General features: G+C 71.3%; 18 protein-coding genes. 10 read left to right on the top strand and 8 right to left on the bottom strand.

What is annotated here, in order from left to right; translation table 11 throughout:
- Window positions 1-493: 493 nt before the first annotated feature.
- Together ACH45E_RS35765 and ACH45E_RS35760 are read right to left on the bottom strand one after the other, a co-directional pair.
- A complete protein-coding gene (locus tag ACH45E_RS35765; RefSeq protein ID WP_361457933.1) occupies window positions 494-1,192 on the bottom strand; it encodes an ATP-binding protein in 699 nt (232 codons plus the stop codon).
- Window positions 1,193-1,362: 170 nt separating this feature from the next.
- The gene (locus ACH45E_RS35760; RefSeq protein WP_399042244.1) at window positions 1,363-1,668 is read right to left on the bottom strand and encodes a hypothetical protein; all 306 of its coding nucleotides are present in this window, start codon (window positions 1,666-1,668) and stop codon (window positions 1,363-1,365) included.
- Window positions 1,669-2,052: 384 nt separating this feature from the next.
- Between ACH45E_RS35760 and ACH45E_RS35755 the strand changes: the two genes are divergently transcribed.
- The gene (locus ACH45E_RS35755) at window positions 2,053-3,309 is read left to right on the top strand and encodes an aminotransferase class V-fold PLP-dependent enzyme (protein WP_361456372.1); all 1,257 of its coding nucleotides are present in this window, start codon (window positions 2,053-2,055) and stop codon (window positions 3,307-3,309) included.
- 151 nt (window positions 3,310-3,460) lie between these two features.
- A complete protein-coding gene (locus ACH45E_RS35750; protein ID WP_361456369.1) occupies window positions 3,461-4,510 on the top strand; it encodes an acyl-CoA desaturase in 1,050 nt (349 codons plus the stop codon).
- 94 nt (window positions 4,511-4,604) lie between these two features.
- Here the strand turns inward: ACH45E_RS35750 and ACH45E_RS35745 are convergent, their stop codons facing one another.
- On the bottom strand, window positions 4,605-5,456 hold the full coding sequence (locus ACH45E_RS35745) for a mycofactocin-coupled SDR family oxidoreductase (protein WP_361456366.1): 852 nt from the start codon (window positions 5,454-5,456) through the stop codon (window positions 4,605-4,607).
- 258 nt (window positions 5,457-5,714) lie between these two features.
- Between ACH45E_RS35745 and ACH45E_RS35740 the strand changes: the two genes are divergently transcribed.
- Window positions 5,715-8,762, top strand: coding sequence for a BTAD domain-containing putative transcriptional regulator (locus ACH45E_RS35740; RefSeq protein ID WP_361456363.1), 3,048 nt, complete (start codon window positions 5,715-5,717; stop codon window positions 8,760-8,762).
- A 117-nt stretch (window positions 8,763-8,879) separates the two neighbouring features.
- Here ACH45E_RS35740 and ACH45E_RS35735 read toward each other — a convergent pair whose 3' ends face one another.
- Both ACH45E_RS35735 and ACH45E_RS35730 read right to left on the bottom strand, forming a co-directional pair.
- Window positions 8,880-9,989 (bottom strand): helix-turn-helix domain-containing protein, encoded by a 1,110-nt coding sequence (locus ACH45E_RS35735; RefSeq protein ID WP_361456360.1) that lies wholly within the window; start codon window positions 9,987-9,989, stop codon window positions 8,880-8,882.
- Window positions 9,986-10,177 carry a hypothetical protein gene (locus ACH45E_RS35730; RefSeq protein WP_361456357.1) on the bottom strand — a complete coding sequence of 64 codons (192 nt, stop codon included), beginning with the start codon at window positions 10,175-10,177 and terminating at the stop codon, window positions 9,986-9,988. Before ACH45E_RS35730 ends, ACH45E_RS35735 begins: the two co-directional genes overlap by 4 nt.
- Before the next feature lie 253 nt (window positions 10,178-10,430).
- On the opposite strand from ACH45E_RS35730, the gene ACH45E_RS35725 reads away from it, so the two are divergent.
- Both ACH45E_RS35725 and ACH45E_RS35720 read left to right on the top strand, forming a co-directional pair.
- Window positions 10,431-10,661: a hypothetical protein gene (locus ACH45E_RS35725; protein ID WP_361456354.1), complete on the top strand. Its 231-nt coding sequence runs from the start codon at window positions 10,431-10,433 to the stop codon at window positions 10,659-10,661.
- A complete protein-coding gene (locus ACH45E_RS35720) occupies window positions 10,658-10,975 on the top strand; it encodes a type II toxin-antitoxin system PemK/MazF family toxin (RefSeq protein WP_361456351.1) in 318 nt (105 codons plus the stop codon). The genes ACH45E_RS35725 and ACH45E_RS35720 overlap by 4 nt, the downstream gene beginning before the upstream one ends.
- 221 nt (window positions 10,976-11,196) lie before the next feature.
- On the opposite strand, the gene ACH45E_RS35715 is transcribed toward ACH45E_RS35720, so the two are convergent.
- The 3 genes from ACH45E_RS35715 to ACH45E_RS35705 all read right to left on the bottom strand — a co-directional run bounded on the left by ACH45E_RS35715 (window position 11,197) and on the right by ACH45E_RS35705 (window position 13,921).
- The gene (locus ACH45E_RS35715) at window positions 11,197-11,862 is read right to left on the bottom strand and encodes a hypothetical protein (RefSeq protein WP_361456348.1); all 666 of its coding nucleotides are present in this window, start codon (window positions 11,860-11,862) and stop codon (window positions 11,197-11,199) included.
- A gap of 242 nt (window positions 11,863-12,104) precedes the next feature.
- Window positions 12,105-12,611: a SigE family RNA polymerase sigma factor gene (locus tag ACH45E_RS35710; protein ID WP_361456345.1), complete on the bottom strand. Its 507-nt coding sequence runs from the start codon at window positions 12,609-12,611 to the stop codon at window positions 12,105-12,107.
- A gap of 395 nt (window positions 12,612-13,006) precedes the next feature.
- Complete coding sequence (locus tag ACH45E_RS35705; protein ID WP_361456342.1) at window positions 13,007-13,921, bottom strand: zeta toxin family protein; 915 nt, start codon at window positions 13,919-13,921, stop codon at window positions 13,007-13,009.
- A 588-nt stretch (window positions 13,922-14,509) separates the two neighbouring features.
- Here ACH45E_RS35705 and ACH45E_RS35700 point away from each other — a divergent pair.
- The 5 genes from ACH45E_RS35700 to ACH45E_RS35680 all read left to right on the top strand — a co-directional run bounded on the left by ACH45E_RS35700 (window position 14,510) and on the right by ACH45E_RS35680 (window position 20,589).
- Complete coding sequence (locus ACH45E_RS35700) at window positions 14,510-15,745, top strand: FAD-dependent monooxygenase (protein WP_361456339.1); 1,236 nt, start codon at window positions 14,510-14,512, stop codon at window positions 15,743-15,745.
- A 267-nt stretch (window positions 15,746-16,012) separates the two neighbouring features.
- A complete protein-coding gene (locus tag ACH45E_RS35695) occupies window positions 16,013-17,497 on the top strand; it encodes an AMP-binding protein (protein WP_361456336.1) in 1,485 nt (494 codons plus the stop codon).
- Window positions 17,494-18,747, top strand: coding sequence for a type III PLP-dependent enzyme (locus ACH45E_RS35690; protein WP_361456333.1), 1,254 nt, complete (start codon window positions 17,494-17,496; stop codon window positions 18,745-18,747). Before ACH45E_RS35695 ends, ACH45E_RS35690 begins: the two co-directional genes overlap by 4 nt.
- A complete protein-coding gene (locus tag ACH45E_RS35685; RefSeq protein ID WP_399042238.1) occupies window positions 18,740-19,252 on the top strand; it encodes a cobalamin B12-binding domain-containing protein in 513 nt (170 codons plus the stop codon). The genes ACH45E_RS35690 and ACH45E_RS35685 overlap by 8 nt, the downstream gene beginning before the upstream one ends.
- The gene (locus ACH45E_RS35680; RefSeq protein ID WP_361456330.1) at window positions 19,249-20,589 is read left to right on the top strand and encodes a methylaspartate mutase; all 1,341 of its coding nucleotides are present in this window, start codon (window positions 19,249-19,251) and stop codon (window positions 20,587-20,589) included. The genes ACH45E_RS35685 and ACH45E_RS35680 overlap by 4 nt, the downstream gene beginning before the upstream one ends.
- The last annotated feature ends 63 nt before the right edge of the window (window positions 20,590-20,652 follow it).

Raw genomic sequence — 20,652 nt, 5'->3', positions numbered from 1 at the left:
GTGGGAGGGGGCAGGATTGTGCCAAGAGGAGGGGGCGGGGTTGCCAGGCTCGCGGGCCGGACGGGAGCGGCCCTGCGCGTTGCCGAACGCGGGGCGTGGCTGGGCCCGGGAAGTGGTCGCTGGAGACAGACGGCGAGGGCACGGGATGGCGGCCCGCCGAGTGGTGCAGCCGATCAAGCGGGCGGAATTCGCAGGGCGCGGCCCGAATCGCCTGAGCCAGAGGCCCTGTTGCGGCTCGCCGAGCGATCGGCTGCACCACGACGCGGGGCTCGACCGGGGCACGGTGGCGTCGCCGGTGAAGTACCCGCGTTCCGGGAACCGGGTCAGCCGTCGCGCTTCGGGTGCCGGGGCAGTCGGCGCAGGCCCGCGGCGGCCTGGCTCGCGGGCACGTGGTCCAGCGCCCGGCTGTGGCTCACCCGGTGGGCATGCCGACGCCGGTCACCCGGCGCGACTGGGCCCGGAGAACTGACCCGCGTCGGATTCGAGGCCCTGCTCAGCCCGAGATGAACACCGGTGGCGGAACGGCCTTGCCGACCCGTCCCGCGGCGGTACGTGCCGGGCGGCCCGGGCCGGGCCACTGCCAGGGCAGGCCCGTCGGGACCTGAGCCGTCTCGCGGGGCGACGGCAGGTCGAGCCGGATCCGGCGGAAGTGCGGCTGGCGCGTCAACTCCGGTGCGAACAAGGGCTCCCGGGCTTCGGCGTCGGTGGCGTCGGTGGCGTCGGTGGTGTCGGTGGCGACGGTGGCGACCAACAGCACAGGCGCCGGGCGGGTGTGCCGCACGAGGTGGCGGAGGTGGTCCAACGACTGCGCGTCCGCGTGCTGTACGTCGTCCAGGCACAGCACCACCGGCCCGTCGAGGGCGAGGTCGCACAGCTCGGCGCAGAACGTCCGCATCGCCTCGCCGGGCGGCAGGGCGTCCTCGGCACCAGCGCGGGGAAACGCCAACGCGGGCGCTCTGCTGACCAGTTGGCGCAGTACACCGAGCGGTGTCGGGCGCTCGGCCGCGGTGGCGGCGGCGGTGAGTACCAGCGCCCCGACGGCGGCGGCCCGTTCGGCGACGGTGTCCAGGAGGTGGCTCTTGCCGGAGCCGGCCGGGCCCTCGATCAGTACCACCCGGGAACGCCCCACCGCACAGGTGGCGAGGACCGTCTCCAGAGCACCGGTCACCGGTGCTCTGTCCGCCTCCGTCATGAGCCCGCCCTTCGCCACAGCCGTGCTGGTCCGGGCCAGGATGGGAGCAGTGCCTCTAAGCGAGGTGGAGCGGCGACGGAGGTGAACCGGTCTCTGCGCCGACTCCTCGGGAACGACCGAAGCCCCCGTGGCGGCCGGTGGCCGACGGGGGCTTCTCGGTGGGGCGTGGGTCAGACGGCGGCGGTGGTGGGCCAGCCGATGGTGTCCGTGTGCACGGTGGTGGCGGTGGCGGTGGTGGGCCAGCCGATGCCGTCCGTGTTCACGGTGGTGGCGGTGGGCCAGCCGATGCCGTCGTTGTCGGCGGCCGCGGTGGTGGCCTTGGCGGTGGTCGGCCAGCCGATGGTGTCCGAGGCGGTGGCCGTCTGCGCGGTGGTGGGCCAGCCGATCGCCTGTGCGGCCGAGGTGGTGACGCCGGTGGCGGTGAAGGCGGCGGCGGCGACGGCGGCGGTGGCGGCGATCCGGGCGATGCGGTTCATGGCTGGCTCCTCGGTGACAACTTCGTCTTCGGTGTTTGGCAACCTCTTGCCAAGAAGGTTGGCAACGAGATCTCGGGAATCGCTGGGGAATGGGTGGAGATACGCTCGACAGGGGCGCCAGAAACGCCTCAGAGCACTGGACGCGGCACTGAAGATTCCCTCAATGAGCTGCTCTGACCTGCGGTGATGAGAGGTCTTGGCACAAGTCGAGCTCATCTGGCAAAGCTTGGCAATTCCTCGAGATGCGCGCGGGACGGAACTGAGAGCCGAGCCGCCACTAGAGCCCCGCCTGAGCGCATGTTGCCAACCCCGCAGACCTGTTGGCAATGTATTGCCAAGAAAGCGGCAACACATTGTCCCGCAGCACGGGGGGAGGCCCCAGAGGTGAACGCGACGTCCCACGGTGAACGAAGGGTCCACCTGAACACGGCCGGACTGGGCCGGATGTCCGCAGCCGTCCACGCGGTGCTCACCGAGTGGACGCGCCACGACGACCGGTACGGCGCGCACGAGCTGGAGGAGCACCTCGACGACGTACTGCACCCCGAGGTCCACGCACGCCTCGCCGCCCTGCTCGGCGCGCCGTCCGGCGACACCGTGCTGTTCACCGGCGCCGCCGACGCGTACGCCACTCTTCTGGCCCGCCTCCCGCTCGGCCCGGGCGACCGCATCTGGACGACGCCCTACGAAGGCGTCGCCAACCTCACCACCCTCTTCGCCCTGCGCGACCGCACCCGCTGCGCCCTGGAGGTCGTACCGCTGCGCCCGGACGGCGACCTGGACCTGGACTGGATGGCCGCCCACATCGACGACACCGTCGCCCTGGTCTCGGTGACGCATGTCCCCGCGGGCTGCGGCATCGTCAACGCCGTGGAGGAGGTGGGGCGCATCCTCGCCCCGCACCGCTGCCTGTACGCCGTCGACGCCTCGTACTCCGTCGGCCAGCTCCCCGTGGACGTGGCCCGCATCGGCTGCCATCTGCTCACCGGGGACGGCTGGCGCTTCCTGAACGGCCCGCAGTCCGTCGGATTCGCCTATGTGGCCCCCAAGTTGAGGAAGGCCCTGGCCCCGCACGGCACCTGCCCGCAGGCGCCGCCGCACGGCGCGGCCGTCGCCGCGCTGAACACCGCCCTGGCCGAACACGCGGCGGCGGCCGGGCGCGAGGACCTGACGCCCGGCCTGCGTGCCGTCGTCGAGGAGGCACCCGGCACCGAACTGATCGCCCCCGGGCGGATCCAGTCCGGCATCCTCACCTTCCGCCACCGCGATCTGCCCGCCGCACAGGTGCGCCGGCAACTCGCGGCCCGTGGCGTCGTGGTGTGGAAGACGGTCGCCCAGGAGACCCCGCTGTATCTGCCCGGGCGGGGAGTCACCACCGCGCTGCGGGTCTCCGTCCACCACGACAACTCACCGCAGGACGTCGCCCGGTTCGGCGAGGCGCTCCAGGAGGTGCTGGCCGAGGGACGGCTCCGTCCGCTCGAGATGCCGCGTACCCTGTCCCCGGTGGCCCCTCCGGTCTCCAGTGTCCCGGCGGCCCCGGTGGCACGCATCCCGCTGCCGCGTCAGCGGTCGGGCCGGCGGCACCTCGCCCTGGTCTCCTCGGGGCAGTCCGGCACCAACCGCCTCGAGCCGCCGGCGTGACGGCGCCACAACCGCTGTCGAGCGGCGCTGGGGCGGCGGTGGACCGCACCTGAATTAGGGGTTTTCCGGCATTCATGCCGGGGTTCGAACGCCGGGTAATAGGGGTCGGGTGGCATTATGCTGCGTAATATCCGCCCACATACTGGGTCGCATGGCGAACCCCACTGTGCTCACGGAGCAATTACCGCCGATCCCCCAGGGAACCGGGAGTGATTTCTCCCGTCTGTCGCGCAGAATTTCCGAGGCGGGGCTCATGGATCGGCGCCCGGTCTACTACACCCTGCGATTCGGTGCGGTCACCCTCGCGCTGGTCGCGGGCTGCGTGGCGTTCGTCCTGCTGGGCGACAGCTGGCTGCAGTTGCTGGTGGCGGCCGGGCTGGCCGTGGTCTTCGGACAGCTCGGGCTCGCGGCCCACGACCTGGCCCACAAGCAGGTGTTCGCCCGCCGCCGTCCCAGCGAGATCGGCGGGCTGATCGCGGCCAACCTGCTGCTCGGCATGAGCTACGGCTGGTGGATGAACAAGCACACCCGCCACCATGCCAACCCCAACCACGAGGAGAAGGACCCCGACGTCGCGCCCAACCTCATCGTGTGGTCGCGCCGGCAGGCGAGCGTCGCCCGCGGGCTGCCCGCGTTCATCGGCCGCCACCAGGCCGTCCTCTTCTACCCCATGCTCACGCTCGAGGGGTTCAACCTCAGCGTCGGCAGCTTCCGGGCCCTGTCCAGCCGGTCCATGAAGCGGCCCTTCCTCGAGGGCGCGCTGCTCGTCGCCCACTTCGCCGTCTACTTCGGCGCCGTCCTCACCGTGCTGTCCCCGGGCAAGGCGTGCGCCTTCGTCGCCGTGCACATGGGCCTGTTCGGCATCTACCTCGGTTCGGTGTTCGCCCCCAACCACAAGGGCATGCAGATGGTCACCGACGGCCAGGAACTGGACTACCTGCGCCGTCAGGTGCTCACCTCACGCAACGTGCGCGGCGGCGTGTTCATCGACGCCTTCATGGGCGGGCTCAACTACCAGATCGAGCACCACCTGTTCCCCAGCATGCCCACCCCCGCGCTCCGCGAGGCCCAGCGGATCACCGAGCAGTACTGCGCCGAACTGGGCCTGCCCTACCACCAGACGGGGCTGATCGCCTCACACCGCGAGGCCCTGCGTCACCTCAGGAGCGCCGGCGAGCCCCTGCGCGCCGCGGCCCGCTGAGCACCCCGGCCGCTGCCTCCACACAGGTCCACCCCCCTCCACACAGCGGGCCGCCGGCGGAGATCCCGCCGGCGGCCCGCTGTGCCGGTGCCGGTCAAAGCCCCAGCTTCACCTGGGCGCCGCCGTCGATCTTCAGGTGCAGACCGGTGACGTAACGGGACTCGTCCGAGGCCAGGTAGACCACCGCGTGCGAGACGTCCCCGGGGGTGACGTACGGGATCGGCATGGCCTGGATGCCAGTGAAGATCGGCATCGCGTCCTCGCGGGTCGGGTTCTCCTTGTCGGGCATGAACGCCTGGTAGACCGCGTCGTTCAGGAGCATGTCCGTGTCGACGTTGGTCGGGTGCACGGCGTTGACCCGGATCGCCTGCTGGGCCAGGAGCTGGGAGAGCGTGTTGACGTACTCGACGAGCGAGTGCTTCGCGAAGCGGTAGCCGGCGAAGCCCGGACCGGCCTGCGAGACGTCGGCGTGCCCTGGCTGGAGCCCGACGATCGAGCCGACGACGATGATCGAGCCGCCCTCGCCGAGGTGCGGCAGCGCCGCGTGCACCGTGTTGAGGACACCCGACAGGTTGATGTCGACGGTGTCGACGTACGCCCCGATCGGGCGGCCCGCGCCGATCGGCAGGATGCCGGCGTTCGGGATCACCACGTCCAGGCGGCCGAGTTCGGCCACACCCTCGTCGATGGCCTGCTTCAGCGCGGCCCGGTCGCGCACGTCCGCGACCCTGACGACCGCGCGCTGCCCGGTCTTGCGGACCAGACGGGCCGTCTCCTCCAGGTCCTCCGTCCCGGCCAGCGCGTACTCGACGCTGCCGACCTCGCCGTCGCCGAGGTCGATGGCGATGACGTCCGCGCCCTCCTCCGCGAGCCGGACCGCGTGGCTGCGGCCCTGTCCCCGGCCCGCACCGGTTATTACTGCTACTTTTCCTGCCAGTCGGCCCATGGGGCCCTCCTTCGTATTCGGTGCAGTACACCGGAGTGCAATGACTCGCCTCATTATTGGTGCGTTCGCACCGCCCACAACGCGCCAATAACCCCTAAACAGATAGGGGGATGCCCGAAAAAAACGGCACACGGGGGCGCTCTCGCCACAGGGGGGTCTCCCGGCCGGCCGGGCGCGCGGTCCCCGCCCCCGGGCCCTCTCATGCAGTAGGCCGTGATGAGAGACAATCTTGTCGTGCTGTTCACGATTCTGGGGCCGATGGAAGCGCGTACCACCGCGGGCGAGCCGCTCGAGCTCGGCGGCGCACGGCTGCGGTCCGTCCTCGGCCTGCTGCTGGAGGACGTGGGCAAGGTGGTCTCCACCGAGCGGCTGATCGACGAGGTGTACGGCGACGAGCCGCCCGCGAGTGCCGCCAACGCGTTGCAGTCCCAGATCTCCCGGCTGCGCCGCCGACTCGGCGTCACCATCGAGTCGCTGCCGCACGGTTACCGCCTCGACGTCGACCCCGACGACATCGACGCCCACCGTTTTGAACGCCTGGCCCGACAGGGCCGCGAGGCGCTCGCCCACGGGGACCACCGGGGCGCCGCCGCCCTGCTGCGCGAGGCGCTCGCCCTGTGGCGCGGTCCGGCCCAGACCCAGGCCGCCGTACGCCTGGAAGAGCTGCGGCTCGCGGCCCTGGAGGACCGGATCGAGGCCGACCTGGCCCTCGGTGAATCGGACGCCCTGGTACCGGAGTTGGGGCAGCTGGTCGCGGAGTACCCGCTGCGCGAGCAGCTGTGCGGGCTGCTGATGCGGGCGCTGCACGCCGGCGGCCGGCGGGCCGAGGCGCTCACCGTGTACGAGAAGACCCGGGCCACCCTGGCCGAGGAGCTGGGCACCGACCCGTCGGCCGGACTCTCCCGGCTGCACCAGGAGCTGCTGCGTTCCGACGGCGCACCCGGCGGGATCACCCCGCGCGGCGTGCCCGGCCAGTTCACCAGCTTCGTCGGCCGTGACCAGGAACTGCACCGGATCCGCGAACTCGTCGCCAGCGCCCGGCTGGTCACCCTCATCGGACCCGGCGGCGTCGGCAAGACCCGGCTCGCCGTGGAGGCGGCCGGCCGGGAGCACGCCGACGACGTCTGCTTCGTGGAGCTCGCCCCCCTGGAGGACGGCGGCCAGATCCACGCCGCCGTGCTCACCGCCCTCGGCCTCAGGCCCGGCGCGGACGGCGGCCGCGGACCGGAGGAACGCCTGGTGACCGCCCTCGCCGAACGCCGGCTGCTGCTGATCCTCGACAACTGCGAGCACGTCGTCGAGGACACCGCCCGGCTGGCCCGGCGGCTGCTGGGCGCCTGCCCCGGCGTACGGATCCTGTGCACCGGACGTGAGGCGCTCGGCCTGACCGGCGAGGCACTGTGCCCGCTGTCGCCGCTGGAGCGCCGCTCGGCCGTCCAGCTGTTCACCGACCGTGCGGCGGCCGTCTCGCCGGGCTTCGCCCTCGACGCGGAGCGGGCCGGTGTCGTGGAGTGGATCTGCACCGCGCTGGACGGGCTGCCCCTCGCGCTGGAACTGGCGGCTGCCCGGCTGCGCACGCTGAGCGTGCAGGACATCGCGGCCCGCCTCGACGACCGGTTCAAGCTGCTCTCCCGGGGCGACCGCACCGCCGATCCGCGGCACCGGACGCTGCGCTCCGTCGTCGAGTGGAGCTGGGACCTGCTGGACGCCGACGAGCGGGCGCTGGCCCGTCGGCTGACCGTGTTCGCCGGCGGGGCCACCCTGGCCGCCGCCGAGGCGGTGTGCGGCCTGACGGACACCGAGCAGCTGCTCGACTCACTGGTGGGCAAGTCGCTCGCCGAGACCCGCGACGGCCGGGTGACCATGTTCGAGACGGTGCGCGCCTTCTGCGCCGAGCGGCTGGTGGAGTCCGGCGAGCAGGAGGAGCTGCGGCGGGCGCACGCCGCGTACTTCCTGGACCTCGCGCAGCGCGCGGAGCCGTGTCTGCGCCGCACCGAACAGGTGGAGTGGCTGACCGCGCTCGGTGCGGAGCAGGGCAACCTGGAGGCGGCACTGCGCTGGTCCATGACCGCCGACCCGCAGATCGCGCTGCGGCTCGTGGCCGAACTGACCTGGTACTGGTGGCTGCGCGGGCTGACCGTGGAGCACGCCACGCCCGCCGCCACGCTGCTCACCACCCTCGGCGAGCGGCCCCCGCCCGGACTGGACGAGGAGTACGCGCTGTGCGCGCTCAACGCCCACAACGAATGGGCCCTGGAGCCGTCGGGCGAACGGGCGGGGGCGCCCGCTGAGCACCAGTGGCTCGACCGGGCCGACGCGGTACTGCTCGGCATCCACCGGCCGCTGCGTCGGCCGATCCTGACCGTGCTGCGGGCACTGATCGCCGGGCCCGGGCGGCCCGCCGACGAGGAGACCCGGCGGCGGCAGATCGGCGCCGACCCGTGGTCACGGGCGGTCGGGCTGATGGGCGACGGGTTCCAGCCGTGGTTCGGCGGGCAGCCGGAGAAGGCCGAGGCCCAGTTCGCGACCGCCCTCGCGCACTTCCGGCAGACCGGGGACCGCTGGGGGATGGCCAACTGTCTCGACCCGCTGGCCACGTTCGCCGACTGGCGCGGGGACCAGGAGCAGGCGCTGGCCCATCTGGACGAGGCGATGGTGCTGGTCGGTCAGCTGGACGCGCCCGAGGAGATGGCAGGCCTGCTGTGCCATCGCGCCGACGCGCTGCTGCACTGCGGGGACCTCGAGCGGGCCGGTGCGGACTACGGGCGGGCCGCCGAGCTGGCCCGCCGGGTCGGCAGCTCCGACAAGGTCGCGGGAGCACAGCTGGGCCTGGGGGACGTGGAGCGACTGCGCGGCAACACGGCCGGGGCCCGCCGGTGGTACGAGCGGGGGCTCGCCTCCTGCGGGGACCACTGGTTCGGCGGGTCGCTGATACAGCGTCTGCACACGGGGCTGGGCCGTGCGGCGGAGGCCGAGGGCCGGCTCGAGGAGGCCCGCGCCTGGCACCAGCGGGCCCTGCGCACCGCGCTGGAGCTGCGCACCCCCGCGGACCTGGCACAGGCGGCCGAGGGTCTGGCGGGCCTCGCCGTCCTCGAGGGCGAAGGGGAGCGGGCGGCGCTGCTCCTGGGCGCCGGGGTGTCCCTGAGGGGCACGGCCGTCGCCGGCGACCCCGACGTGGCCCGCACCGCGACGGCGGCCCGCGCCTTGACGGGGGACCAGGCCTACACCGACGCCCACGCCCGGGGCCGGGTGCTGACCCTGGACGAGTCGGTGACTCTGTTGCGCGCACAGCGGTCACCGGCCTGACGCGGTGCCCGCCGGGGGGCTGCCGCCCCGGACCATCAATCGGCGGTCATCCGTCTGATGCGGGCCCACTGGGCCCGAAGGCCGCTCCGAGGCGGGCGGTGCCGTACCTGGGCACCGTCAGCACGGCTGGGTCGCCCGGGTGCAGGACGGGCACAGGTCCCCCTTGGCCTCGACGGGGCGGCCGCACGTGCCGTGCTGGCCCTCGCACTCGTGTCTGAGGCGAACCACCGCGTCCGAGGCCACGGTGTACTGGCGCGGCGTCGGCGTCTCGTCGTCCCATGACGTCCGCCGCTGGCCGGGGACCGGGGAGGCCATGATGTCGTTCAGCCGCTTCGCCACGATGGCGCTCACGTCCTTGCGCAGCTTCTCCGGGAGCGGCCGCGTCAGCAGCTCCCACAGCACCTCGTCCTTCCAGCCGCGGGCGAACAGCTCGTCGACGACCAGCCCCTGATCCTGCAGCGGCTTGCCGATGAGCGTCAGCTTCTGGTGCGCGTTGCCGAGCGACTGCAGGAACCGCACACCTTCGGTCAGGGGGATCTCTCGCTGGGGGGACCTCTTGCCGTCCGTCCCTCCCTCTGTCGCGGGAGTACCCGTGGAACCTACGGAGGGACGGACGGTTCCCTGATGGTTCTGTGGTGGTTCTCTGACGGTTAGGGGCTCAACTTGACCCCACCCCGGGCTCATCTTGAGCCGGAGGTCGGGCTCATCTTGACCCGGGGTCGGGCTCATCTTGAGCCCAGGGTCGGGCTCATCTTGATCCCTCAACAGGTCAGAGGGGGTGCCGGGGGGGACTAAGGGGTCGGGCTCATTTTGAGCCATCACCTGGTCAGCGCCCTGTGCAGTCCCCTTCGGCGGCTTCCGCTTCTTCTGTGGAAGGGGCGCCTCGGCGTCGAAGGTGATCCGCTCGACGACGTTGTCGTCGTAGTCCGTGGGCTTGCGCTTCATGGCGGCCAGGAGTTCGAGGTTCACGCGTGTGAGGTTGGTGATGGGCTCGCCCGTCTTCGGATCCAGGCGCCGCTGGGAGGCGATCAGGTTCTTCTCGATCAGCTTCTTCTTGACGCGCTTGACCGTGGCCGTGGACGTCCCGCAGTCGTCGGCGAGGCGCTGCTGACCCGGCCAGCAGTACCCGTGGTCGTCGGTCCGGTTGCAGTAGGCCACCAGGAGCAGCTTTTCCGATCCGTCCAGCCCTTCGGCCTCAAACACCATCGCGACGTGTTTGATGGTCACGCCCGCCCCCCGATCACGCGGTAAGCCGTCGGCGCGGCCGCACCGGTCGCTGTGCGGGAGGCAGTACGCTTGATCAGCGCGACGCCGTCCGGCCCTGCGAAGTCCGCGAGCTGGAGCAGGACCAGGCGCTCGACGGGGCGAAGAGCGGCGCGAGCGTTGCGCGCGGCGCGGATGCGGGTAGTACTCACGTGGACTCTCTCTGTCGTTCAGAGAGCAGGAACTGCGCATCGCGAATAGCACAGGCGGCGCGGAGACGAGCCGTCCGCGCCGAGCAGCCTGTATGCTCGGTGCTCAGCAGTCCCTACCCCCTTTGTTGCGGGCTGGGTAGGAAGTGGGGCGTCGACCGGGCCAGGTTGGCGCCCCTTCTGTATTTCTGCCGCTACTCTAAGTGTTGGCGGTCACACCTTACACCCGCGTCATTCCGTCGGTAGGATGGATGGCATGACGACATCGAAGACGCCTGCGAGGAGCAAGGTCAGCATCACGCTGCCTCACGACCTCGAACAACGCGCCAAGGCCGCCGGCGGTGACAACTTCTCGGCCTTCGTCGAGCAGGCTCTCGAGGAGAAGCTCCTCCACGACGGAATGCTCGAGTACGCGCGGCTGCGTTCTCAGGACTCTGCCGACGACCTCTACGAAGCCTCAGAGGCGGACATCGAGGCCGCTGCGTGAGGGAGATCCAGCGGGGGGCGGTGTGGCGTGTCCCCACCGTGGGCCGGGAGCGAACCGTCCTGGTCGTCGAGAACAACGCCGTGATCCGGCTGCACCCGGGCGGCATCCTGTGCGCCCTGGTCCAAGAGGCGGAAGACGCGCGCGACACCCTGGTGACGGTCCCCATCGAGCAGCCGGTGCGCGGCGTCGTCCTGGCCCCCGACATTGCGGCATTCCGCCCCCTGCGCTTCGAGCAGGGCAAGCTCCTCGGCTACCTCTCCGAGGCCGACATGGAGCGCGTCGACCGCGCCGTCCGTGCCGTTCTCGACCTGTAGGGCTCCGTCGTCTCCGTGTCCCCCTTGCGGGGGCAACTTACCGGGGGGCCTTGACCCAAGGCCCGACGGCCATGCGTCCGGTGCCGCCCTGTTCACCGACACGCGCTCCAGTGCCAGTGCGTTCTACCAGACCTGGAAGCGCTGCTCCTAGCCGTAGCCAGCACGGACGTGCCGAACCGGCTGTCGCCGGGAGCCGTTGTACGCTCCCGGCGACAGCTGGCTCAACCGGTCTGGCGGAGCCTCACCTTGTGAGCGTCGGCGGTGACGGCGTACCTGACGGGTGAACCTGCCTCCGTGGCCGAGCAGTACACGGCGACGGTGCCGCCGGGAACAGCGGGAAGAACGTCCTCGGCCTTGGTTTTCGCCCCGGCCAGGTGCTTGGCCCGGATCCGCTCGACGGTGGTGAAGGTGCCGTTGGATGTAGCCCTCCTGCCGAGCACCTTCTTGCACAAGGCGGCGTCTGATCTGATCGAGGCGTCCTCGCGCCACAACGCGACGAGCCGTCGGTGGCCGTCCAGGAACCGCAGCGTGCGGGTGGCGGAGCCGGCCGGCTTCTCCACGACGACGTACGCGGTGCGCGCGACCGCGTCCACGAGGTCGGGGGGCTGTGTGCTGAGCATCGGACAGGACTGGAAGCCCGGCGGCGGCAACATGGCGGTGAACGAGCCGTCCGCGTGCAGGGCGAAGCTGCCGCCGACCAGCGGGCCGCAGGCCCTGTTCACCTGCCATCCGTTCGGTGCGTCGTCCGCACCGATGACAAGGTTCGCGGGGATACCGCTGGCATCGCGCCAGGACGTGACGTCGCGACCGTCGATGCGTACGGCGGTCCAGCGGCCGCCGAGGTCTTGGGCGGTTACGGCCGCACTGCCGAATCTGGGAGTGGCCATGGTGTTGCTCCTGTCGTGACCAGCCTGCGTCGCGATCGCTGCCGATCCGGCAACGGCGACAACACAGGCGACGACACCGGCGATGGCGAGGTGACGGCGACGCCGCCGCCTGGTCCCCGCGCGGACAGCGGCGTCCACGTCGATGTGATCGGCCGGAGCACTGATGCTGAGGGACGCGATACGCGCGGCGAGATCTTCCGGCGTCTGGTCGTCTTTCACGATTCTCCTCCGAACTCGGCGGCTCATGCGGTCTCTGCCGGCCGCGTCCGCAACGCGGCGCGCAGAGCCTCGAGGCCGCGGCTCGTCTGGCTCTTGACGTTGCCCGTACTCGTCTTGAGCACGGCCGCGGTCTGCTCGACGGACAGATCCTCGAAGAAGCGCAGCACGAGTACGGTCCGCTGACCGGCAGGGATCGTCTGCAGGGCGGCGATCAGCTCGTCGTCACGCTCATCCATGCTGGTGTGCGGATGGGGGCGCAGGGTGGCAACATCCGCCTCGCTGATCTCACGTCGTGCCGGTCGACGCAGATGGTCGTTGTGGAGATTGCACAGGATCCGTCGGACGTAGGCACGCGGATCGCCGGCTGCCACCACCCTCCCCCACCTGGAATACAGCCGCCCTAACGCGTCCTGGACGAGGTCGTCGGCGAGGTACCAGTCACCGCAGAGCAAGAACGCCGTCGTCCGCAGGCGCGTACGGTGCTGGAGCACCCAGGTACGGAAGTCGGTCTCGCGGAGATGATCGGTCACACTCTTCCTCGTCTCACGCCTTCAGGCATCCCCTGCATCACAAGACCGATCCAAGTCCGCCTCTGCCTACGTCCTACACGGAAACCGGAGCGCCCGGGGTTGCACGCTTCCGCCAGACATGGCACGGGATCCGCAACAGCCAGGCTTCACTTCAGCCGTCAGCGTCCGCGCGGACCGGTCGGCGGCTGTACGGGCGCACCTGACAGGCCACGGAGTCCTAGCCCAGACTTCGCAGTGCTGCCGCTCCTTCACGGCTCGCTGGGCTGAGCCTGGGGCGAGGGTCACGGCCAATGGTCGGGCCCTCGCCGTTCCCGCAGATGCCCAGCGCTCCCTCATACCTGGTCACGGCTTGTTGGCCCCATTGGGTCCAACGGGGCCAACCCCGGGTCCTTGGCCTACAACGACTGTCCTTCCCGGGTAGAGCCCTGCGCGCTCCAGCGCTGCGGTGACGGAAGGGGGATCTGGGCGCGCGCGGGGTGCAGGGCGACGTGGTGCTGACGGCCGGCCTGTTCAAGGACTCGCTGTTTGGGGTCGAGGGCGGCGCGGCGGGCGGTTTCGGTCTGGACGGACGCCTGGACGCGCTGCAGTTGGCGCACCTGGTCGTTGTGGACGGTGGTCTCGCGGCCGGCGTGCCAGCGGTCTTCGCGCTGGGCGTCGACGGCCCGGGCCACCTGATCCGGGGTGGCTCCGAGCTCGCGCAACTTCTCGATCTTTTGGGCGCTCTCCCCGGTGCGGTACTGGCGGGTGAGCTTCTTGTTGTGCTTCGTGGCCTGCTCGACCAGCTTCCGGGCCCCCTCCAGGGCGTGGGCGAACTGCCGCTGGTAGTTGCTCAGTCGGGCGTCGTCGAGAAGGGTCAGGGGGTCGATGACCCCGGCGGCGCGGGCGTCCACCTGGTCGAGGAGGTCGCGCCACTCCGGGGTCATGGCCGCCCGCAGCTCGCCCTGGCGCTGCAGGAAGGCGGCACTCTCCTGTCCGGACCACGGACGTTGCCGCTCGGCGGTGATGACCTGCCTCGTGGCTACGGCCAGGTCCCAGGTGCCGTCGGGCCGGCGTTCATTGCGGTGCAGGACGGTGGGGCCGCGGCGCAGGACGTACACGGCGTGGCCGCTCTCGTCGAACCGGTCGGCGGTGTCCAACACCCCTTCGTAGGAGGCGTCGTGGATCTCGACCGGGGGGAAGCGACCGTAGCCTTCACGGTCCGGGCGGCGGGCCTCGTGCAGCCGGTAGACCATGCCCTGCAGACTGGTCGCCTCATGGACCGCGAGGAAGGCACCGACCAGCGCGTAGCCCAGGTAGAGGGCGGTGAGCATCTCGCGCACCCACCGGTGGCGGTACCAGCAGGGCGGGATCTCGTTGTGCAGCTGACGCCCTGCTCGCTCAGCATCCTCGCTTCGAGGAACTGTCCCGGAACAACGACCTGACCGCCACGGCGATCATCGGTGAGGAACTCGCCGGGCGCTGGTGGACGCGCAGTGCCCGGCTCGTACGCATCCAGCGGCTGGACGTTCTGGTCGACTCACCGCTGGGATTCGAGACGTGGGCTTCGGGCCGCTTCCGTGAGTTCGCCGGCCACGACGAGCGCCGGGCCCGCCTGCGCGAGTTGCGTACCTGGGTAGGCATTGACCGGTGGCTACGCGTCCTGCACGGCATGAGCGACGAAAGCGGCGAATACCTTGCGCGGAACCGACCGCAGCCTTGCGGGACGCGCCGCTCCTGTGTGTCGCCGTGTTCACCGGCCAGCCCGGTTCGCTCTCGGGCGCCGGACGGCCGGGGCGCTGACGGCAGTCGGTCAGGGGCGGTCAGCGGGCGGTGCCGGTGCGGTCAGCGGGGGGCGGGAGGCTCTTTCCAGAAGGCGACGACGCGGAGTGCGCGTCACCCACCGGAAGAGGAGCCCCCCCATGAACGAGCAGAACTTCACCGCCGCCGGCCGCCGTGTCCTGATCTCCGGCGCGAGCGTCGCGGGTCCCGCGCTCGCCCTGTCCCTGAGCCGCTACGGCTACGAGGTCACCGTGGTCGAGAAGGCCCCCGCTCTGCGCGGCGGCGGCTTCGCGGTGGACTTCCGCGGCGCGGTGCACCGTACGGTCCTGGAGCGCCTCGGCATCTGGGACGAGGTCAACCGGCACCAGACCCACATGGGCGAGCAGGTCTTCGTCGACGAGAGCGGCGCCGAGCAGATGCGGCTGGAGGCGTCGTTCATGAGCGGCGACGTGGAGATCTTCCGCGGCGACCTGTCCCGCATCCTCTACGAACGCACCAGGAACAATGTGGAGTACGTCTTCGGCGACTCCATCACCTCCCTCACCGAGACCGCCGACGAGGTCCACGTCACCTTCGAGCGGTCCGCCCCCCGCACGTTCGACCTGGTGGTCGGCGCCGACGGGCTGCACTCCAACGTGCGCCGGCTGGCCTTCGGCGACGAGTCGCGGTTCCTGCGCCACCTCGGCTACTACGTGGCCGGCTTCGACGCCCCCAACCACCTCGGCCTGGACCGCACCGCCCGCTGGTTCAACGCCCCCGGCCTCGGCGTCTGCCTGAACAACTACGGCCGCGACCCGCACACCGCGGGCGTCCTGATGGTCTTCGAGTCCGAGCGGCCCCTGCACTACGACCGTCACGACACCGCCCAGCAGAAGCGGCTCCTCGCCGGCCGGTACGCCGGCCTCGGCTGGGAGGTGCCGCGGATCCTCGACGCCCTGGAGCGGACCGACGACCTCTACCTGGACGCCGTCGCCCACATCCGCATGGACCGCTGCTCCCAGGGCCGCGTGGTCCTCCTCGGTGACGCCGGCTACGGCGCCACCATGGGCGGCATGGGCACCGGGCTCGCCGTGGTCTGCGCCCACGTCCTGGCCGGCGAACTGGCCACCCACCCCGACCACCGCGCCGCGTTCGCCGCGTACGAGGCCCGCATCCGCAAGTTCGCCGACGGCTGCCAGAAGACCGCCGGCGGCGCCGGACCGATGCTCGCGCCGTCCACGGAGTCCCGCATCCGCCGCCGCAACCGCACCTACAAGATGCTCAACTCGCCGCTGCTGGCCGGATACCTGGACCGTCTCACGGTGAAGTCGGCCACCAACATCGAGCTGCCGGACTACCCCCGCCCCACCCGCCTCGCACCGGTGCACGCGCGCTGATCCGCCGGTCCGCCCGTGATTTTCCGGCGGCACTCCAGAACAATTCGAGATGTTTGTGACGGCGGCTCACCGCTCCCCTTCCTAGGGGGAGATAGGGGTGTGACCGCCGCTGCACCTCCCATACCGTGGCTGTCGGGGTTTTCGGACCTTCCCTTTTCATGTACCGACCCACAAACTCAAATCGGGGGTGCGGCGTTGGTCGGCCACCTGTATCTGACGGATGAAGAAATCGGAATACATTCCGTCCCGCCCGCGCACGGAGAACTCGTGCACGGACTCCTGGACGACGCCGAGGCGAAAGCGCCGAACGCCCCCGCGGTCCGTGACGCGCACGGTGTCTGGACGTACCGCGAACTGGCCGCCCACAGCAGGGCCTTCGCCCGCTGGCTGAGCGACCGCGGTGTCCGCCGCGGCGATCGCGTCGTACTCCAGCTGCCCACCAGCCGCGAACTGGTCGCGATGTTCCACGGAGCCCTGCGCTGCGGTGCGGTCTTCGTACCGCTCAACCCGGCGATGAAGGCCTACCACCTGCGGCACGTCATCGACAACGCCGAGCCGGTCCTGGTCATCGGCGACGAGGCGAGCGCCGGGAAGCTGGCCGAGGCCACCACCCGGCCCATCGACCTGCTGGCCGGCCTGTGGCCCGAGGTGACCGGACTGTACGCGCGCGGCGCGGGGTTCGAGGACCCGGCGGTCCGCCCCGACGACGTGGCGACCCTCATCTACACCTCCGGCTCCACCGCCGCGCCCAAGGCGGTGATCTGCCCGCACGCACAGGTCGCCTTCGCCACCCGCGCCCTGACCACCGCCCTCGGCTACCGCAGCGACGACGTGGTGCTGTGCCGGTTCCCGATGTCCTGGGACTACGGCCTGTACAAGGTCCTGATGACCTGCGCCGTACGCTGCGAGGTGGTCCTCGCCGAACGCGACTCCGACCTGCAGCTGCTGCGCCGGATGCGCGAGGTCGGTGCCACCGTCGTCCCCCTCGTCCCCTCGCTCGCCACGATGATCGTCACCCTGGCCGAGCGTGCCCAGGGGGAGCAGGCACCCGTCCGGATGTTCACCAACACCGGTGCCGCCCTGCCGCAGGCCACCATCGACGCCCTGCGCGTCCACTTCCCCGGCGCCCGGGTGGTGCGCCAGTACGGGCAGACCGAGGCCAAGCGCATCACCGTCATGCCGCCCGAGGAGGACCGCGAGCGTCCCGGCGCCAGCGGCCTGCCGCTGCCCGGCACCCGGGTGCTGATCCTGGACGCCGACGGCAGGCCCGTCCCCGCCGGCGAGGTCGGCGAGATCGTCGCCGTGGGCCCGCACGTCATGCCCGGCTACTGGCGCAACGACGAGAACACCGCCAAGGCGTTCCGCACCGACCCCGCCACCGGCGAACGGCGGCTGCACACCGGCGACTACGGCCGCCTCGACGACGACGGCTACCTGTACTTCGAGGGCCGCCGCGACGACATGTTCAAGCGGAAGGGCTTCCGCATGAGCACCCTGGAGATCGAGGCCGCCGCCATGGACGTGCCCGGTGTCCGGGCCGCCGCCGCGCTGCCGCCCAGCGACCGGCACGACCTCGCGCTGTTCGTCGAGGCCGACCTCACCCCCGGCGCCGTCCGCAAGGAACTGGCCCGCCGCCTGGAGCCCGCGAAGGTCCCCGCGATCTGCAAGGTCCTCACGGAGTTCCCGCTCACCCAGCACGGAAAGAACGCCCGGCAGGAACTCGCCCTGCTGCTCGACGGGAGTGCGTCATGAGCCGACCCGCCATCGACCCGGCCCAGCTGGCCGGGGAGTACGGCACCCCGCTGTACGTGTACGACCTGGACCGGGTCCGGGCCGCGCGGCGCGACCTGTTCGGCTGGCTGCCGGAGGGCTTCGCGGTGTACTACGCCTTCAAGGCCAACCCGCACCCGGACCTCGCCCGGGCGCTGCGCGACGGGGACGGCCCCGCCTGCCGCGCCGAGATCAGCTCCACCGGGGAACTCGCCGCCGCCCTGGAGGCCGGCTACCCGGGCTCCGACATCCTCTACACCGGGCCCGGCAAGACCGACGGTGAGCTCGCCGAGGCCATCGCCGCCGGAGTGCGCCACTTCTCCGCCGAGTCGCTGACCGACCTGGAGCACATCGGCGCCGCCGCGCTCGCCCAGGACACGGTCGCCGACTGCCTGCTGCGCATCAACAGCGCCACCGCCGGCGCCACCACCAGCATCCGTATGACCGGCACCCCCACCCAGTTCGGCATCGACAGCGAGACCATCGCCGAACTCGCCCCGCGACTGCGGGAGGTGCCGGGCACCCGGATCGCCGGCCTGCACCTGTTCTCCCAGAGCAACGCCCGCGACGAGGCCGCCCTGATCGACGAGCTGACCCACACCATCGAGGTCGCCGCCGCCGTGCAGCAGGACCTCGGCGTCCCACTGCGGCTGATCGACATCGGCGGCGGATTCTCCGTGCCGTACGCCCAGCACGGCGAGCGCGCCCGCTACCCCAAGCTGCGCGGCGAGCTCGAGGCCGCCCTCGACGTGCACTTCCCGCAGTGGCGGGAGGGCACCGTGAAGCTGGCGGTGGAGTCGGGCCGCTACCTGTCCGGCGACAGCGGCACGCTCGTGGCACGGGTCAGCAACGTCAAGGTCAGCCGGGGCAGGAAGTTCGTCATCCTGGACGCGGGCATCAACACCTTCGGCGGCATGTCGGGCCTGGGCCGGCTGCTGCCGGTCACCGTGGCCGTCGAGGCGGGCGCCGAGACGGAGAAGGCCAGTCTGGTCGGGCCGCTGTGCACCCCCGGCGACGTCCTGGGCCGGCAGATCCAGGTGCCGGCCGGGCTCGCCCCCGGCGACCTGGTGCGGGTCGGCAACACCGGCGCCTACGGGCCCACCTCCAGCCTGCTGATGTTCCTCGGCCGGCCGGCGCCCGCCGAGATCGCCGTCAGCGGCGGCGAGGTCGTCTCCGCGACGCGCATCGAGCACACGCGCGTTCCGCAGCCGCGGGAGGCCGCCGGTGACTGAGCCGACCTCCCCCGGCGGCCGGCTCCCGGCCCTCGCCGACGGCCTTCCCGAACGGTCCCGGGGCACGGTGATCGTCTCCTCGGTCGCCTCCGACTCGCACACCTGGAACCTCGTCTTCCTGCAACTGCTCATCGAGGAGTGCGGCTACGACGTGGTCAACCTCGGCCCGTGCGTCCCCGACGAACTGCTGGTCTCCGAATGCCTCGCGCACGACCCGGAGATGGTCGTGATCAGCAGCGTCAACGGGCACGGCTACCAGGACGGCATGCGGGTCATCGAGCTGCTGCGGGACCGGACGGAACTCGAGGAGACCCCGGTCGTGATCGGCGGCAAGCTCGGCACGGACGGCCCGGAGGGCGTCAGCCGGGTGCTGGAGCTGACCCGGGCCGGCTTCGACGCCGTCTTCGAGGACGGCCAGGACCCGGTCGCCGACTTCCGCATGTTCCTCGAAGCCCGGCCGCAGGCCCAACTGACCCACGCCGACCCGATCGGGATCAGCGCATGACCGATCGCCTGCCGCTGCCGAAGACGGCCGCGGATCTCGCGGAACGCCCCGTCGACTTCGGCGAGTTCGTACGCCGCCGGAGCGCCGCCGACCGGCTCGTGGTGCAGCCCCGCATGGGCTTCGGCGACCCGGTCAGGATGCGCGAGGGCCTGCTCGCCACCAAGCTCGCCGACGGCACCACCGTGGGCACCCTCACCCTGGACAGCTACACCCGTGTGGGTGACCTCCAGGCGGTGGAGACGGCCCTGCGTGAAGGCATCAGCCTCAACGGCTACCCCGTCGTCAACCACCCGGCGGCCACCACCGCCGCGGTGCTCGAGGGCATCCGCGACGACACCTTCCCGATCCAGGTCCGGCACGGCTCGGCCACCCCGCTGGACATCTTCCGGGCGCTGTCCCGGCTGCGCCTGAACGCCACCGAGGGCGGCCCCGTCTCGTACTGCCTGCCCTACGGCCGCATCCCGCTCGCGGAGTCGGTGCGCAACTGGGAGGACTGCTGCGAGCTGTACTCCTGGCTGCGCGACGAGGGCGTCGAACCGCACCTGGAAACCTTCGGCGGCTGCATGATGGGCCAGCTGTGCCCGCCCTCCCAGCTGGTCGCGATCAGCCTGCTGGAGGCGCTGTTCTTCGCCCGGCACGGCATCCGCTCGCTGTCCCTGAGCTACGCCCAGCAGACCGACATGGGCCAGGACCAGGAGGCGGTGCTGGCGCTGCGCCGGCTCTGCGCCGAACTGCTGCCCACCCCCAACTGGCACATCGTCGTCTACGCCTACATGGGCGTCTACCCGGAGACCTACCGCGGCGCCCACCGGCTGCTCGGCCGCGCCGCGGCCCTCGCCGTCACCACCGGCGCGCCGCGGCTGATCGTCAAGACCGTCGCCGAGGCCCGCCGCATCCCCACCATCACGGAGAACGTACTGGCGCTGGAGTACGCCACCGCCATCGCCCGGGACACCGAGCCGGGCGACACCACGGCCCACGAGCACACCGACTCCCAGACCTACCGGGAGGCGCGGGCCATGGTGGAGGCGGTGCTCAACCTGAACGAGGACATCGGACAGGCGCTGCTGACCGCGTTCCGCCGGGGCTACCTCGACGTGCCGTACTGCGTGCACCCCGACAACGCCGGCCGGGCGCGCAGTCACATCGACTCCGACGGCAGACTGCGCTGGACCGAGATCGGAAATCTGCCCCTGCGCGGAATCGCCGAGCGGGCCTCCGTACGGAAAATCACTTCCACGGATCTACTGAAGGATCTGTTCCATATACGGCTCGCCTACGACGAACCGCAGGGCGGACTCGACGATCCACGTGTCGTGGAACTCGCCCGAAGTTAATGGCCCGGGTAGGGGCGGTTAGGGGTGGGGGAAGCGCTCGCCGCCGACCTAGAGTCACAAGTC

It is taken from the genome of Streptomyces sp. NPDC020299 (assembly GCF_044387825.1).
In the GTDB taxonomy this organism is placed as follows: Bacteria; Actinomycetota; Actinomycetes; order Streptomycetales; family Streptomycetaceae; genus Streptomyces.
This window is presented reverse-complemented; position numbering and strand designations above follow the sequence as displayed.

What these genes read in the sequence shown, in the direction of transcription:
- ACH45E_RS35765 (WP_361457933.1), bottom strand. Translation starts at nt 1,192, where the DNA reads ATGACGGAGGCGGACAGAGCACCGGTGACCGGTGCTCTGGAGACGGTC.
- ACH45E_RS35760 (WP_399042244.1), bottom strand. Translation starts at nt 1,668, where the DNA reads ATGAACCGCATCGCCCGGATCGCCGCCACCGCCGCCGTCGCCGCCGCC.
- ACH45E_RS35750 (WP_361456369.1), top strand. Translation starts at nt 3,461, where the DNA reads ATGGCGAACCCCACTGTGCTCACGGAGCAATTACCGCCGATCCCCCAG.
- ACH45E_RS35745 (WP_361456366.1), bottom strand. Translation starts at nt 5,456, where the DNA reads ATGGGCCGACTGGCAGGAAAAGTAGCAGTAATAACCGGTGCGGGCCGG.
- ACH45E_RS35740 (WP_361456363.1), top strand. Translation starts at nt 5,715, where the DNA reads ATGGAAGCGCGTACCACCGCGGGCGAGCCGCTCGAGCTCGGCGGCGCA.
- ACH45E_RS35725 (WP_361456354.1), top strand. Translation starts at nt 10,431, where the DNA reads ATGACGACATCGAAGACGCCTGCGAGGAGCAAGGTCAGCATCACGCTG.
- ACH45E_RS35715 (WP_361456348.1), bottom strand. Translation starts at nt 11,862, where the DNA reads ATGGCCACTCCCAGATTCGGCAGTGCGGCCGTAACCGCCCAAGACCTC.
- ACH45E_RS35705 (WP_361456342.1), bottom strand. Translation starts at nt 13,921, where the DNA reads ATGCTCACCGCCCTCTACCTGGGCTACGCGCTGGTCGGTGCCTTCCTC.
- ACH45E_RS35700 (WP_361456339.1), top strand. Translation starts at nt 14,510, where the DNA reads ATGAACGAGCAGAACTTCACCGCCGCCGGCCGCCGTGTCCTGATCTCC.
- ACH45E_RS35690 (WP_361456333.1), top strand. Translation starts at nt 17,494, where the DNA reads ATGAGCCGACCCGCCATCGACCCGGCCCAGCTGGCCGGGGAGTACGGC.
- ACH45E_RS35680 (WP_361456330.1), top strand. Translation starts at nt 19,249, where the DNA reads ATGACCGATCGCCTGCCGCTGCCGAAGACGGCCGCGGATCTCGCGGAA.